The 16,829-nt window shown below is 30.9% G+C and carries 15 protein-coding genes; 9 read left to right on the top strand and 6 right to left on the bottom strand.

What is annotated here, in order from left to right; all coding sequences use genetic code 11:
- The first annotated feature begins 155 nt into the window (after positions 1-155).
- The 5 genes from HY951_17495 (at position 156) to HY951_17515 (ending at position 5,852) form a co-directional block, all read left to right on the top strand.
- A complete protein-coding gene (locus tag HY951_17495; GenBank protein ID MBI5541855.1) occupies positions 156-2,066 on the top strand; it encodes a gliding motility-associated C-terminal domain-containing protein in 1,911 nt (636 codons plus the stop codon).
- Positions 2,067-2,069: 3 nt separating this feature from the next.
- Complete coding sequence (locus tag HY951_17500) at positions 2,070-3,071, top strand: PorP/SprF family type IX secretion system membrane protein (GenBank protein MBI5541856.1); 1,002 nt, start codon at positions 2,070-2,072, stop codon at positions 3,069-3,071.
- A gap of 270 nt (positions 3,072-3,341) precedes the next feature.
- Positions 3,342-4,172: a T9SS type A sorting domain-containing protein gene (locus tag HY951_17505; GenBank protein MBI5541857.1), complete on the top strand. Its 831-nt coding sequence runs from the start codon at positions 3,342-3,344 to the stop codon at positions 4,170-4,172.
- Between the two features lie 85 nt (positions 4,173-4,257).
- On the top strand, positions 4,258-5,169 hold the full coding sequence (locus HY951_17510; GenBank protein ID MBI5541858.1) for a DMT family transporter: 912 nt from the start codon (positions 4,258-4,260) through the stop codon (positions 5,167-5,169).
- A gap of 143 nt (positions 5,170-5,312) precedes the next feature.
- On the top strand, positions 5,313-5,852 hold the full coding sequence (locus HY951_17515; GenBank protein ID MBI5541859.1) for a transposase: 540 nt from the start codon (positions 5,313-5,315) through the stop codon (positions 5,850-5,852).
- Positions 5,853-5,939: 87 nt separating this feature from the next.
- On the opposite strand, the gene HY951_17520 is transcribed toward HY951_17515, so the two are convergent.
- The 4 genes from HY951_17520 to HY951_17535 all read right to left on the bottom strand — a co-directional run bounded on the left by HY951_17520 (position 5,940) and on the right by HY951_17535 (position 10,487).
- Positions 5,940-6,326 (bottom strand): hypothetical protein, encoded by a 387-nt coding sequence (locus tag HY951_17520; protein MBI5541860.1) that lies wholly within the window; start codon positions 6,324-6,326, stop codon positions 5,940-5,942.
- 65 nt (positions 6,327-6,391) lie between these two features.
- A complete protein-coding gene (locus tag HY951_17525; GenBank protein ID MBI5541861.1) occupies positions 6,392-8,320 on the bottom strand; it encodes a 1-deoxy-D-xylulose-5-phosphate synthase in 1,929 nt (642 codons plus the stop codon).
- Positions 8,321-8,488: 168 nt separating this feature from the next.
- Entirely contained in the window at positions 8,489-9,715 is a 1,227-nt protein-coding gene (locus HY951_17530; GenBank protein ID MBI5541862.1) for a 3-deoxy-D-manno-octulosonic acid transferase, read from the bottom strand.
- Positions 9,716-9,719: 4 nt separating this feature from the next.
- Entirely contained in the window at positions 9,720-10,487 is a 768-nt protein-coding gene (locus HY951_17535) for a hypothetical protein (protein MBI5541863.1), read from the bottom strand.
- Positions 10,488-10,569: 82 nt separating this feature from the next.
- Here HY951_17535 and HY951_17540 point away from each other — a divergent pair, with 82 nt between their 5' ends.
- Together HY951_17540 and HY951_17545 are read left to right on the top strand one after the other, a co-directional pair.
- On the top strand, positions 10,570-11,148 hold the full coding sequence (locus HY951_17540) for a hypothetical protein (protein MBI5541864.1): 579 nt from the start codon (positions 10,570-10,572) through the stop codon (positions 11,146-11,148).
- A gap of 87 nt (positions 11,149-11,235) precedes the next feature.
- On the top strand, positions 11,236-14,697 hold the full coding sequence (locus tag HY951_17545; GenBank protein ID MBI5541865.1) for a hypothetical protein: 3,462 nt from the start codon (positions 11,236-11,238) through the stop codon (positions 14,695-14,697).
- A gap of 46 nt (positions 14,698-14,743) precedes the next feature.
- Here the strand turns inward: HY951_17545 and HY951_17550 are convergent, their stop codons facing one another.
- Positions 14,744-15,352 (bottom strand): NUDIX domain-containing protein, encoded by a 609-nt coding sequence (locus tag HY951_17550; protein ID MBI5541866.1) that lies wholly within the window; start codon positions 15,350-15,352, stop codon positions 14,744-14,746.
- Between HY951_17550 and HY951_17555 the strand changes: the two genes are divergently transcribed.
- A complete protein-coding gene (locus HY951_17555) occupies positions 15,353-15,985 on the top strand; it encodes an orotate phosphoribosyltransferase (GenBank protein MBI5541867.1) in 633 nt (210 codons plus the stop codon).
- Between the two features lie 15 nt (positions 15,986-16,000).
- The gene (locus HY951_17560) at positions 16,001-16,402 is read left to right on the top strand and encodes an SRPBCC family protein (protein ID MBI5541868.1); all 402 of its coding nucleotides are present in this window, start codon (positions 16,001-16,003) and stop codon (positions 16,400-16,402) included.
- Positions 16,403-16,658: 256 nt separating this feature from the next.
- On the opposite strand, the gene HY951_17565 is transcribed toward HY951_17560, so the two are convergent.
- A partial coding sequence (locus HY951_17565) for a ribonuclease HII (GenBank protein ID MBI5541869.1) occupies positions 16,659-16,829 on the bottom strand: 171 nt, incomplete at its 5' end.

Below are 16,829 nucleotides of genomic sequence, written 5' to 3' on the forward strand. Positions count from 1 at the left end.
TTGTGAAAATATTGTAATTAAAAAATAGGTTTATTAATGAAAACACTTCAATTTTTACTCATAATTTTATTTGTAAATTTGATTATCCTTTAAATGGATAAATCAAATATACCAAAATAGATATTGAATATGCATTAACAGCTATATAACTTAAGATGGCTTTAAAATTTATTTTAGTGTTATTTTCTATTGTCTACTTTATAATTGAGAGTCAATCTCAAATTTTCCCAAACTCTGATTTTGAATTAGGTCTAAATACCGGGTGTCATTGTCCTACTGGTTACACATGCTTTAATGACGCTGGAAGGGTTGTAGATGGTAGACATCAATTATATGTTGTTGGAAAATTGGGTTGCTCTTGGGACACCACAAGTTATGCTAATACTCTTGGAGCGCATAGTGGGGTAGGATATCTTTATTTCTATGCAGGAGGAGATCATATAACTACATCCAGTATGAACTTTGTTGGAGGAGAGCAAATTGAATTATGCGTATGGTACTGTGGTCCACAAATACATGGAGCTCCAGGACAAAATACTTCTGATTCTCATTTTTCTTTTGGAGTTGATGGAAATCCTGTAGGACCAAATCAGCTAGTCCCTGTAAATACCCAGTGGACACAATATTGTTTTGTTGTTACTATGACTGCAGGAAATCATAAATTTAATATTCTAAGTGGTGGGTGGGCACAATATGCTATTTGGTTTGATGATTTTATTATTAAAGAATACTGCCCAACCCCTACAATTAATTTTGGAATTGATACTGTATTATGTCAAGGTGAAACATTGAACTTGAATGCTTCTATTCCGAATGCAACTTACCTATGGCAAGACAATTCTACTAATCAAACTTTTCTTGTATCACAATCAGGTACTTATTGGGTTGAAGCAATAAATAATTGTGGAACCGCAACTGATTCTATTGTTGTAAACTACAATCCGTTGCCAATAATTGATTTGGGAAATGATACAACTCTATGCCAAGGAGAAACTTTGACATTGGATGTAACAACTCCAAACGCAACATATCAGTGGCTTGATAATTCTACAAATCCAACTTTCAATGTTACCCAACAAGGAATTTATTGGGTTACTGCAACAGTAAATAATTGCAATAAATCAGATTTTATTAATGTAACTTATAATTCTTTACCTAGTATAGAATTAGGAAATGATACTATAATTTGCCATGATGAAGCCTTAATATTAAATATATCATCACTCAATGCTTCTTATTTATGGCAAGATAATTCCACTGATTCAACATATACAATATCTCAAACTGGACAATATAATGTTACTGTTAGCAATATTTGTGGTCAAGTAGCTGATTCTATACTTGTAACAAAGATTCCTTTACTTACAATAAACCTCCCCTTTGATACTACATTTTGTTCAAATGAACCATTAGTATTAAATGTTACACAACAAGGAAGTTTTCCATTTAATTATCATTGGCAAAATGGTTCAAATGAACCTGTTTTATCTATTACAAACCCAGGCGATTATACTGTCACTGTATCAGGTTCTGCTTTATGTCAAACTAGCCATACTACTTCAGTAACAGAATTATCATTTCCCATTCTAAATTTTCCTAGAGATACTGTCATTTGTTTAGGCGAACAATTAACTTTGAATGCGTACAACCAAGGAAGTAATTACTTATGGAATGATGGCAGTACATTAGCACAACATATAGTTCAGAATAATGGAATATACACTGTTACAGTTTCAAATTTTTGTGGATCTACAAGCGATACAACAAATCTAATAGTAAAAGACTGTATAGTTTATCTTGATGTTCCTTCAGCTTTTTCTCCTAATGATGACGGAAATAATGATGTATTGTATGCTGTTGGTAAAAATGTTGACAATATATATTTTATTATTTATGATCGTTGGGGTAATAAAGTTTTCGAATCCAGAAGCTTGTCATTAGGATGGAATGGAACATATAATGGGAATAAATTGAATGCAAACGTCTTTATGTATTACATTACTGCAACATCAACCGCAGATGGAAGCTCTATTAAAAAAGAAGGAAATATCTCACTAATAAGATAAAGAATGATTAAACATTTTTTCATATTGTTTATTATTCTCATTAATGTTTTCTTTTGCTGTGCTCAAGACATTCACTTTTCTCAATTTAACAATTCACCTTTAATGATTAACCCTGCTCTTTCTGGTGAATTTCAAGGCAAGGGACGATTTATTCTTAATTGCAGGAATCAATGGAAAAGTATTACAAAAAATTCATTTAAAACATATTCCTTTTCTACAGATTATTCTTTCTTAAAAGAAAAATTATCTACAGGGTTATTTGTTTTTAAAGACATTGCTGGTGATGGGAATATGAGTATATCTCAAATAAATTTGTCAGTTGCATCAAAAGTTCAAATTAATAAAACAAACTACTTAAAAATCGGGATACAGGGAGCATGGTCTCAAAAGCACTTTGACGCAAATAAACTAACTTGGAACAGCCAATATGATGGTAATATAATAAATCCAAATTTGTATAGTGGTGAAGTTAATTATCAAGAAAATTATAATTTTCTTGACATTACTACAGGGGTATTATGGACTCATCGTTTTAAAAATAAAACAAAGTTTAATATTGGATTATCAGCTTTTCATGTTAATAAACCAAAATATAATTTTTTATCTGATGTAGAAAAATTAAATATTCGTTGGTGTGGACATGCAGATGTTTCATTTCTTTTATCACCAAATCACCTTACACTTTTCCCTTCAATACTAATTATGAAACAAGGACCTTCCAAAGAAATTAATACAGGTGCAATAATAAAATATAATCTCGGTAATAACTCAAGGTATACAGGAGTTTTGAAATCTTCAAGTGTATTTTTTGGTGCATATTATCGGTTTAATGATGCAATTATAACCTATACCCGGTTTAATTACAGAAACCAGCTTGATATCTGTATAACATATGACATAAATGTTTCAAACTTTGCTGTAGCATCAAATGCACGAGGTGGGCTAGAAATATCATTGATTTACATTATTCCTGAAAAAGCATTGATAAAATTATTAAGACAGTAATATTAATGTTTATATACACCTCGTCCTCGTTTGCAACGAGGATGTTCAACTATTAGAAAAATAAAAAACTATATGCGATTTATTGAAAAAAGCATTACAAAAGTAAGAGCATTTTAAATCCTCGTCTTCGATTAGGATAATATTATAATTTTATTTTGCTGATTTTATACAACTTACATAACTTTATTTAAAATCTTAAAACTCGGACAACCAAAATAAATCCTAATTTGTCTTATTAATATTAAAGCTTAAAAACTAAATTAAACTATTATGAAGAAAATTTACATTCTACTATTTATTATTTGGTGTATAAATTTTGCTGGTTTTTCACAAAATAACTACTGCAACACAGCTCTACCATTCACTACAGGATTAACTTATACTTTTCCTGCCGGAGTTAATTCAGGAACTGCTGAAGCTGGTCCAAACTATGGCTGTTTATTATCACAACCAAATCCGGCATGGTATTATATGCAAGTAGCCGATTCCGGTCCAATTAATATTCATCTTTCTACTAACCCTGCTCAGGATGTAGATTTTGTTTGCTGGGGACCATTTACATCACCCTCTGCTCCATGTACAAGTCAATTAACCGCAAATTGCACATCGTGTCCAAATAATACTGTAAATCCTTCATTTTATCCTTCCGGAAATTTAGTAGATTGTAGTTTTAGTACTGGGTGGCAAGAAGATTGTAATATTGCCAATGCAGTAACCGGAGAATGGTATATTTTCATGATTACAAACTACTCAAATCAGGCATGTAATATTATTTTCGAACAGACAAACAGCTTAGCAACAAGTCATGGAACCACAAATGCTGCAATTATGAGCCAAACAAATATTAAAGACGTTATTGTTAAATCTGAATTATCTGTTTTCCCTAATCCATTTTCAAAGTCTACAACAATAAAATTCAGTAATACTGATAAAAAGCCATGCACTATAACAATATCAGATATTACAGGAAAAACAGTCAGATTATATAAAGATATAACAACAGACATTATTACAATTGAAAAAGGTGATTTAAAAAATGGTATTTATTCAATTGAAATAAATGGTGAACTAATACAAAGAGAAAAATTAGTAGTAGAATAGTTTCATTTTAATAGTTGCAGACGCTAAGTTAGTTGATTCCTGACTTAGCGTTTGTTGTTTTTATAAAATTCATGTAGGTTTGTAAATGATTTCATCTCACCTTGGCGAATTCGCAGCTTTACTAACAGCCTTTTTCTGGACAATTACTGCATTAGCCTTTACAGGAGCAGGAAAAAGAATTGGTTCTTTATCTGTTAATCTTTGGCGTTTAATTATTGGGATAATATTTTTATGTTGTTTTTCATATATTCGTTTCAATTCATTTTTTCCACATGATATTGATTTAAAAGGCTGGCTATGGCTTGCACTTTCAGGATTTATAGGTGTTTTTCTTGGTGATTTGTTTTTATTCAAAGCTTTTACAATTATAGGACCCAGAATTTCGTTACTTCTTATGTCTTTAGCACCGGCTTTAGCTGCGTTTATAAGTTGGTTTGCTTTAAACGAGAAACTCGAATTGCTTGATTTTATTGGGATGGGAATTACAACAGCAGGTATTGCAATTGTAATTATAACAAAGCCCCAAAATACTAATGGAGAAAAAAACACATTCAAATTACGGCATAATGTTAAGGGAATCATTTTCGCATTTCTTGGCGCAATGGGACAAGCCACAGGATTGGTTATTAGCAAAATCGGTTTACAAAGTACATCCAATCCATTTTTTGCTACTCAGATTCGATTATTTGCAGGTGTATTAGGATTTATATTATTAATAACATTTCTAAAAAGATGGAATAATGTTATTACATCATTAAAAGATATTAAAGCAGTTGGAATACTTACTGTCGGTGCATTCTTTGGTCCATTTCTGGGAATCTCATTTTCATTACTTGCAATTCAATATGCAAATCCGGGAATTGTACAAACAATAACATCAATCACACCAGTTTTGATTATTCCTTTTTCTATATGGTTTTTTAAAGAAAAAATTACTTTTCGTGAAGTTATTGGTGCTATAATCGCTGTTGGTGGAATTATTTTGTTTTTCTTGTAATAATATACTCAGCGTAGTTTGTAACTACGCTGAGATATTAAATTTATAGCCTGAGCGTAGTTTGAAACTACGCTCAGGCTATATTATATTTGTTGTTTGTAACTACACTTTTATATTAAATATTTATTTTCTAAATTTGATATATGCCAACTGGATATCAAATAAAAAATCAAAATGCAATATACTTTCTAACTTTTCAAGTAGTTGACTGGGCTGATATTTTTACCAGAAAAGTTTACCGGGATATTGTTATAGAAAGTCTAAAATATTGCAAAGAACAAAAACAATTAAAATTGTATGCATATGTAATAATGAGCAATCATGTTCATTGTATTTTAAGTACAGAAAATAATTTATCGGATATAATTCGTGATTTTAAAAAATATACTTCAAAAAAGATTTTGAAAGAAATTGATAATCCCAAAGAAAGTAGAAGAAAATGGTTGATGATGATTTTTAAATATCATGCTAAATTTAATAAACGAAATAAGGATTTACAATTCTGGACACAAGAAAATCACGCAGTAGAATTAAGCAATAATGATATGATTGAAAGTAGAGTAAACTATATTCATCAAAATCCGGTAAAAGCAGGAATTGTTCAAAATGAATACGACTATTTATATTCAAGTGCAAGAAATTTTGCTGGCTTAGATAGTGTGATTGAAATAGATGAATTGTAATATTAATATCTCAGCGTAGTTGCAAACTACGCTGAGATTAAGTTTTTCCATAATCTTGGCGTAGTTTGAAACTACGCCAAGATTATATTAATAAAATGTAGAATCAACAGTTAAAACAAATTCAAGTCTTTTATCATACTTTGTTTTAACTAATTTATTTGTGTTCCAAAAGTCGAAAGCAGATTTAGTACCATCTTTGTATATCTCAAACAAATAAAATAAACTTTTAATATCACCATCATCTGCTAATAAATCTGTAAGATAAAGCTGTTGTTGTTTTTTTGCAATAACATAATCAGTCATTTTTTGAGGACTACAGCCTGTTTCCTGAGAACTGCAAACTCTAATAGCATAATCTATTTTCAATTGCTGATTACAATTATTATTAACAATAAAAAATACTGTATAGTTCTTTTCCTTCTTGCATCCAGTAATAATTAGCATTAATAAAAAGACCGACAATATTTTCTTCATTCTAATTAATTTATTACACTTTAATATACTTGGCGTAGTTTATAACTACGCCAAGTGTATTATATCTATTTCGCCTTATGGTATTTTTTTTCGGCTAATTTATGAAATTCGAGGACTGCTTTCTCAATACTTTCCGAATCGTAACCACACATTTTATACTGCTGCATTTGAGTTGCATGTTCAATAAATTTATCAGGAATACCAAGTCTTTTAACTTTAGCAGAGTAATTATTTTCTGCCATAAATTCTAAAACGGCACTACCAAAACCGCCTGAAACGGAACCATCCTCAACTGTAACAATATATTTAAATTTCTTAAATATGGAATGTAACAATTCTTCATCCAAAGGTTTAACAAATCGCATATTATAAACTGCAGCTTTTATTCCTTCATCTTCTAATTTATCGGTTGCCGATAATGCAAAATTAACAGGATGTCCAAGTGCAAGCACAGCTACCTCATCACCTTCTCTTAAAATTTCACCTTTACCAATCTGAATTTCTTTAAATGGCTTTCTCCATTTTGTAATTACACCATGTCCACGTGGGTACCTTATAACAAAGGGACCCTTTCCCAACTGAGCTGTATACATTAAATTTCGCAACTCAATTTCATTCATTGGAGCAGAAATAACAACGTTCGGAATACAACGCATAAAAGCAATATCATATGCTCCCTGATGTGTAGCACCATCTGCACCAACCATTCCGGCACGATCCAAACAAAACACAACATTTAAATTCTGTAAAGCCACATCATGAATTGCCTGATCGTAGCTACGCTGCATAAATGAAGAATAAATATTACAAAAAGGTATCATCCCTTGTTTTGCTAATCCTGCAGAAAAAGTTACTGCATGTTGTTCTGCAATTCCAACATCAAAAACCCTTTCTGGCATCTCCTCCATCATAATATTTAAAGAGCAACCGGAAGGCATTGCTGGTGTAATACCTACTATTTTTTTATTTTCTTTTGCTAATTCTGTAATTGTTTCCCCAAAAACATCCTGGTATAAAGGTGGAGTTTCAATATTATTAACTTCTTTGATTATTTCGCCAGTGCTTTTATCAAATAACCCAGGAGCATGAAAAACCGTTTGCTGTTCTTCTGCCTGCTTAAACCCCTTGCCTTTAACAGTTAGTACATGAAGTAATTTCGGTCCCGGAATTTTTTTCATGTCTTCCAGAATTCTGGCTAAATAAATAACATCGTGCCCATCAACCGGACCAAAATACCTGAAATTAAGTGCTTCAAATAAATTACTATGACGTAAAACTATTGACTTAATACTATTATCTATCTTTTGAATTGCCTGTTGTGCATTTGGCCCCCACTTACCTACTCTGCCAAGAAAATTCCATACATCATCTTTTATTTTGTTATATGTTCTGGAAGTTGAAATATCTAACAAGTATTCGCTAAAAGCACCCACACTCCTATCAATAGCCATATGATTATCATTTAAAACAACAAGCATATTGGTTTTTAAATCACCTGCATTATTTAATCCTTCAAAGGCCATTCCTGCAGTCATTGAGCCATCACCTATTACAGCTACAATTTGTCTGTCGGTTCTGTTATTAAGTTTATCTGCAACAGCCATTCCTAAAGCAGCAGAAATAGAAGTTGACGAATGTCCAACTGCAAAGGCATCATATTCACTTTCGTTTGGATTGGGGTATCCGCTTATTCCATCCTTTTTTCTATTAGTATGAAAAACATCTTTTCGTCCTGTTAAAATTTTATGCCCGTAAGCCTGATGACCAACATCCCAGATAATCTGATCTGCTGGTAAATTCAACACATAATGCAAAGCAACAGTTAGTTCAACAACTCCTAAACTTGCGCCAAAATGACCAGGGTTACAAGAAAGTTCATCAATTATAAACTGACGCAATTCATTAGAAAGCTGTATTAGCTGAATATTCGTGAGTTTCTTTAAGTCGGCCGGACTTTTAATATCAGGTAATATAGGTTTAAGGTTTTCCGGCATTTATAAATTTATTTAATCTGCAAAGTTAAGCTAATTTGTTTATTGTGAAATTTAAAAATACACGATTTTAATCTATCGTTAGATAAAATAATTGGAATTAACGATGAAAAACCTAACTTATTAGCTTAATATCTTTAAAAAAACTTAAATAGTTTACAGACCATTCTTCTAATTAATAAACTCAATTATCTTCTTTGTTGCACCTATTCTATTCTCAACAAATCTTTTAGAAATATCTGAAGTTTTTTTGCAATATGAATTATCGTTTAACAATTTATTAAAATGTTGTTCAAGTTCAGAATTAGAATTTATACTAAATGCACCTTTTTCTTTAATTAAATCAACTGCCTCAGAAAATTTGTGATAGTTAGAACCAAAAAGTACAGGTAAACCAAAAACTGCTGCTTCAAGAATATTATGTATTCCCTTTCCAAATCCACCTCCAATATAAGCAATATTACCATACTTATATAATGACGAAAGCATTCCCACATTATCAACAAGCAATACTCTTGCAGTTTTTAAATCAGATTCTGATGCTTTAGAAAATCTTACAACAGAAATTAAGATTCTTTCTTCAGTTTTTATTAAACCCGATTCAGAAATTTCGTGTGGTGCAATTATAAATTTAATTTCACTAGATGATTTATTTATGTAGGGCACTAATACTTCTTCATCTTTTGGCCAAGCAGAACCAATAATAATTATTTTATGACCTTCTGAAAACACAGATGCTTCCTTAATTAATTTTGCATTTGAAGCAATTTCATAAACTCTGTCAAATCGGGTGTCTCCTGCAACTGAAGTATGCATAATATTAATAGAATTTAACAAGTTAAACGACTCTTCGTTTTGCACAAATATATGAGTAAAATAATCAAGTAATTTTTTATACCATCCACCATACCACTTAAAGAAAAGTTGTTCCTTACGAAAAATAGCCGAAATAAGATAAACAGGAATATTATTTTTATGTAATTCTTTTAAAAATATTTGCCAGAATTCATATTTAACAAATATCACCTTTAATGGTTTAACAATGTTCAGAAATCTTCTAACATTAGATCTTGTATCTAAAGGCAAATAGAAAACCCAGTCGGCTCCATTATAATTTTTTCTGATTTCATAACCCGACGGTGAAAAAAAAGTGAGTAAAATTTTATGATCAGGATTCTGAATTCTATAGGCTTCAATCACTGGTCTGCCTTGTTCAAATTCTCCTAAAGACGCACAATGAAACCAAACAACATTGCTTTGTCCTTCTAAACTATTTTTTAATATCTTGAATAAATTTTTTCTGCCTTTTATCCAAGCATGTGCTTTTGTATTAAAAGGTGAAACAATTAAAATTGTCAGGTAATATAATCTTATTAAAATGCAATAAAGAAATTGCATAGTATTAGTAAAAATAATATTTATCCGGAACTCTTTTGTAAATAGGAATTATCCAGCCAACTTTTATTGAGTTTAACAGATCCATTCTTTTTTCATCAGCTTTCTTCATAAGTGCAAAATCGTAACTTCTTCCACTTTTAGTAAACCCCTGATATAGTTCAACCCCAAAATAAAAATTCAGTAATTGCTTTTTACTAAAATATACATAACCAATAAATTCAGAAGCACTAAATCCTATACACATTTTATCGTATCCTTTTTTGTAATCTCCTAAAATCTGTGGAGTGTTATTTCCATCATTCTCAATTCTTAGTTTATGTTGTAAAACACCACCACCTGCCATAATTAACAATCCACTGTTAGGATGTTTCTTGAGTAAAGGAAAAACTTTTCCAATCCTTGCACCAATAAAATAACCTCTTTCAAAGGTGCTTATTTTTGCATATTCTCCATTTTCGTTAATAATATTACCATTTGATGTGGATATACTATCAAATACTGATGCAGCATCACCTTTTAAATTATTTCCAAATAAATAGTTTGCATTAACTTCTAAAATAAAATTAGATTTTAGCTTTAACATAAATGACCCGCCAATATTTGAGTTAACTCCATAACGTTTTGACAAATCACCTCCCGGAAACTGAACCATATAAGAACCGGAAAACATAGGAAATGTAATAGCAGAATCTATCGTTTTTTGTGCTTTAACTTTTTCAATAGATAAGTTAAAGATGAACAATATGAATATTAAAAAAAATACTGTTTTCATGCTTCAAAGTTAATTATTTCTTCGGTTAAAATCTTTTTTGATTAATTCTTTGAAACGAGTTTTGCAATTCGTACATTTGACTATGCAATTTAAGCAAGCTTTTCTTTGTATAATAATTATTTCCGTATTTTTCAGCTGTAATGAACAAAGTGAGAATAACAGAAATAAGATTAGTAATATTATATCAGAAGAAAATATTATTGGCTTACCTGATGTAATAAAAGATCTTCCTGTAGGAATCTCTGTTACAAATGAACCCGACACAATTTATGCGGAAATAAATACTAAAGGCAGCAAAAAATATATCTGGAAACATACTACAACAGTAAAAGCCTTAAATAATGATATTAAAATATTAGAATTTGGAACATATAATTATAAGAATGATCAGTGGGTATTAGGTGATTCTACAAAAAAACCATATACATCAGCTGACTTTGATAAATGGTATTGCAGAAAAAAGAATGGAATTATTACTTTTGATTACTGCAAAGAAGGCTATATTGCTAAAAATGTAGAATTTATAGATCCTTCAAATTTCTGTATAAGAAAAGACAGCCTTGTTTCACGTAATGGCCTGTGGTATTACATAGGCGTTGATCCGTCAGGTAAAAAGGTTATGGGATATGGCAGATATATTACTATAGATAAATTGAAATAGTAGGCCATTTTCAAAATTTCTAAAATTTCTACCTTTCTTTTTCGTTTACTCTGCTATTCGTTTTCTATCTTTGAAAAAACCTTAGAATTGAGATTTTTTGTAATTATATTTATTTCTTTAATTTTTGCTTTGCATAGCTCAGCACAAGTGCTTTCTACATTTCACACAAAATATTTAACATCATTATCTGACACTATTCAAATTGACAGTCTTGCAATTGTTCCTTCAACTTTAAAATTATTTAACCAGAACGGAATAGAAATCCCTGACAGTATATATAAGATTGATTATGCCAATTCTAAGATTATTTTTTTACAAAAAGATTTTCAGAGCATTAAAATAAGTTACCGTACTTTTCCGATTGATTTTAAAAAATCTTTTTTTCATAAAAATCCTGAAATAAGATTAAATTCAAATGGCAATACTATAAACCCATATACATACAGACTTAACGAAACAAAAAATAACAATAATTTTGGTACCGATGAATTAATTAAACGCGGAAGTATTTCACGTGGTGTTTCGTTTGGAAATAATCAGGATGTAGTTGTTAATTCAAATCTTAATCTGCAATTATCAGGAAAATTAAGTAAAGATTTAAATATTCTTGCAGCAGTAACTGATAACAATATTCCAATTCAACCGGAAGGCAATACGCAACAAATTCAGGATTTTGATAAAGTTTATATAACTGTCTTTAATGAATCATTTAAATTAACTCTTGGCGATTTTGAATTAACCAAGCCAACCGGAAATTTTATGACAATGAACCGAAAAGCACAAGGTTTAATAGCTTCAAACATTTTTAAATTCGGAAAAGCTAAAACAAACATTTTTAAAACAACATTAAGTGGTTCTGTTTCTAAAGGAAAATATTTCAGAATGGCATTTAACGGAACCGAAGGAACACAAGGTCCATATAGACTTAAAGGAGCATTTAACGAACCATACATTATTATTATTGCAGGAAGTGAGCGTGTTTTTATAGATGGCAAGCAGTTAGAACGCGGACAAAATAATGATTATGTAATCGACTATAATACTGCCGAACTAAGCTTTACTGCAAAACAGCCAATAACAAAAGACAAACGAATTGTAATTGAATATGAATACAGCGATAAAAACTATGCACGCTTTTTATTATTCTCGGGAAATGAATGGCAAACTAAAAATGGAAAATTATGGTTAAATGTTATTTCCGAACAAGATAGTAAAAATCAAACTCTGCAGCAAAATTTAACAGAAAATGAAAAAATAATTTTAACTGAAGCCGGAGATAATTCTGCACTTGCCGTAGTTCCTTATTTTTCAATTGATACAGCAAATAACAGTAATTCCGTTTATTATTTAATGGTAGATACCATTGTAAATACAACAATTTATGACAGCATCTTTGTTTTCAGCACTAATCCCGACAGCGCGATTTATCATTTAGGATTCAGCTATTTAGGCCCAGGAAATGGAAATTACATCCAAATAAATTCATCTGCAAATGGAAGAGTGTTTAAATGGGTGGCTCCAATTAATGGCATTAAACAAGGTGATTACGAACCTGTTCGTCAACTAATTGCCCCACGAAGAAAAACTGTTGTAACAACAGGAGCAGATTTTAATATATCTAAAAAACTTAACATTAAGTACGAATTTGGACTTAGCGAAAATGATTTGAATACTTTTTCTTCAAAAGATGATAATAATAATGCCGGATATGCTTTTAAGATTGCCATTGACAGGAAATTTTTATTTGGCGATACATCTAAAAATAAATTTAACATAAGCACATACGTACAACAGGTTGATAAAAAATTCGACCCACTGGAACGATACAGATCTTCAGAATTTGAAAGAGACTGGAATTTAACCAGTTCGAACACAAAACAGAATGAGCTAATAACAGGATTAGCTCTCTCATTTAAAAGAGTAAAAACCACATCACTTTTATATGGCATTGACTATATGAACAGACAGAATATTTTTAAAGGATTCAGAAATAACTTAACAACCATAACAACTTGGAAAGGATTTAGAGTTGAAGGAAAAGGAAGCTATCTGCAATCTGATGAAACAAATAAAAACACAAGCTATTTACGCCACAGGCTTTCGCTTAGAAAAGAATTAAAATCAATTTATTTTGGTGTTGCAGAAGAACAGGAAATTAACAAATGGAAAGCACCTGAGAATGACAGCCTCTATTCAAACAGCTTTAGATATGACATTCTAGAAGCATTTGCAGGACTTTCCGACACAACAAAAAATCCATTATCTTTTAACTATATAAATAGAAAAGACTATTTGCCAACAGGTAAAAATTTAAATTTTGCAACAAATGCAAATGATTTTCACTTTTCATCTTCTTTAGCAAAAAATCCCAAAAATATACTTAAGACAGATATTACTTATAGAATATTGGACATTACAGACACCTCATTAACAACAGCTTTACGTGAAGACAATTTAACCGGAAGATTAGAACATTCACTTCGAATCTACAAATCGTTATTTACTGTTAACACCGTATACGAAACTGGAAGCGGACTCGAAGCAAAAAAAGAATTTTCTTATCTGGAGGTTCCTGCCGGACAAGGAATATATACATGGACAGACTACAATGAAAACGGAATGAAAGAATTAGATGAATTTGAAGTTGCAATGTTTTCTGATCAGGCAACATTTATCAGAATATTTACTCCAACAAATGAATTTGAGAAAGTTTTCACAACAAAGCTCACACAAGTTGTAAATTTAAAACCCGAAACTGTATGGGGAAATAAAAAAGGATTTAAAAAATTAGTTTCTCGTTTCTCAAACCAACTTGCATACAATATTGATAATAAACATAAGTCAAAAGAAATTGCACAAAGAATTTTACCATTTCCGGGTATAGTTGCCGATTCCTTAAGTATTTCGCAAAATAAAAATATCCGTAACACATTATCGTTTAACCGGACTAACTCTGTTTTTGGTTTAGATTATCTTTATCAGGATGTTCAAGGAAGCTTACTATTATTAAATGGTATTGACATAAGAGCATTAAAACAACATACACTAAAATTCAGATGGAATCTAAGTCAACTTATTAGTCTTTCAGGCTCGGGTTCAACTGCAGAAAAAACATTTTCATCAGAATATTTCAGTAACAGGAATTTTAAACTTGATTTAAAAACCGGAGAAATATCTGTAAATATACAACCTACAAACTCATTACGATTCACCTTAAATGGAAAACACACTAATAAAATTAATTTAACCGGAATAGAAACAGCCAATCTTACAAATGCCGGATTAGAAATAAGATATAATGTTATAGAAAAAGGAAACATTTCCTTAAAAGCAGATTATATTCATATAAATTTTAAAGGAACAGCATCTTCATCTCTAGGCTATGAATTATTAGAAGGATTGCTTGCAGGCAATAATGCAACATGGGTTGTTGAATATCAACGTGACTTATCAAATTCTCTTCAAATCAGTATTTCATACAATGGAAGAATTTCACAGGATTCAAAAGCTGTACATATTGGCACCGTGCAAATGAGAGCGTATTTTTAATTTGTTATAAAATTGCTTCTTTTCTGCAACTTAAAAAACATTCGACTTATATATTTTCATACTCACTTACAACCTGTCTTATTGAAGGATAAGAATTTTCTAATTTAATTTTAAAATCTGCTAGTTTTAACCAACATGCTTCTTCAATATTTTCAATTGTTTGCGGACATAATTCAGGTACACCATCAATATTAAAATCAAACCAATAAGTTTTTTTTAATATCTTTTTTCCATTCATTTTATAGGTATGGTAAGTCTCACAAATTTTCTTAATTAGTACATGTCCGTTAATTCCACACTCTTCAGAAATTTCTCTTAAAGCTGCCTCTTCGGGCGACTCGTTATTCTCGATCTTTCCTTTTGGCAAATCCCATTTTCCCAGTCTGAAAATTGCAAGAACATCTTTATTAGAATTTCTTACCAATCCACCCGCAGCCTCTATTACCTCGAAATTCTTTTGAAATGCAGTAAAAGCTGTGTCAATATCCTTAGTAAAAAAATAAAAATGCTTTTTTTTGAAATCAGATTCAAAATCATTTGCAATTTTTATTATATCTTCGGGCTTCATGAAATTGCTTTCTGAAATATTATCAGAAAGCTGACAATTTGAAATAATGAAACTTCTATCTAAATAATAAATAATATATTGAGCCATATGGAAAACATTAATCAAAAAGTTGCAGAATATTTATTACAAATAAAAGCAATTAAACTGAGCCCGTCAAATCCATTTACTTGGGCATCTGGATGGAAATCTCCAATTTATTGTGATAATCGGAAGACTTTGTCTTACCCTGAGGTTAGAAACTATATTAGAGATAGTTTTGTTGCAGTTATTAAAAAAGAATTTGGCGATGTTGATGTAATTGCCGGAGTTGCAACAGGTGCTATTGCTCAAGGAGTTTTAGTTGCCCAGGAATTAAACAAACCATTTGTTTATGTTCGTTCTGAAGCAAAAAAACATGGTATGGAAAACCTTGTTGAGGGTGTTGTGGAAAAAGGACAAACCGTTCTTGTTATTGAAGATCTTATTTCAACTGGTGGAAGTAGTTTAAAAGCAGTAGAAGCATTGCGCGATGCAGGCTGTAAAGTTGTTGGTATGGCAGCAATTTTCACATATGAGTTCCCTACAGCAATTAATAATTTTGCACATTTTGCCTGTCGTTTAGTTACATTAAGCAATTATACCTCATTAATCACAACTGCAGTAGCAGCTGGTTATGTTTCGGAATCAGAAGTAGAAACTTTAAAAGAATGGCGTATTGATCCAGGAAACTGGAAAAAATAGTTAGTTATATTTAATATGATGACCATAGAAAGTAAGGTTGGAAAAATCTTACGTCCTATTGAAGATATTTATGGGTTGTTAAGCGATTTTCGCAGAATTGTTCCATTATTACCACCCGAACATGTGAAAGATGTTATTGCAACTGAAGATACATGTACTTTCAATGCCGAAGGTGTGGGAACAATGGAAATAAAAATTGTTAATCGAGAACCGTTTGGATTAATAAAATATACAGGCGGAGAAAATACACCAATGCAATTCTTCTTCTGGGTTCAACTTAAAGAAGCATCCCCTGGTGACACCAGAATTAAACTAACGCTTAAAGCTGATGTCCCAAAAATGATGCAGTTTATGGTAAAAAGCAAAATCGAGAAAGCACTTAACGATTTGGTTGACAAAATCTCGGCATCACAATAAAAACAGACACGAATAACACTAATTAATGTAAGTTCGATATAAGCATAATATGCTTTTTATATACACCATACAAAGAACCCAGATGTCATACTGAGCGAAGTCGAAGTATCTATTGGTCTTGAATATAGATTCTTCACTACGTTCAGAATGACAAATTATATCGAACTCGGATTAATTAAAATAAAAATTTATTTGACATTAATTCATCAGCAAAGTCAATTCGTGAAATTAGTGTCAATAAGTGTTCTATTTATTATTAAAAGAGTTTTAGCTGGCTCGACTTTAAATGAAAACTTTTTCGATGGTACGGCGTAAAGCCATATTTTGCAATCGCTTCAGCATGTTCTGCAGTTGGATAGCCTTTATTTGAAATCCAATTATAATTAGGAAATTTTTCATGCAACTCTTTCATATAATCATCTCTGTA

It is taken from the genome of Bacteroidia bacterium (genome assembly GCA_016218155.1).
GTDB lineage: Bacteria > Bacteroidota > Bacteroidia > Bacteroidales > GWA2-32-17 > GWA2-32-17.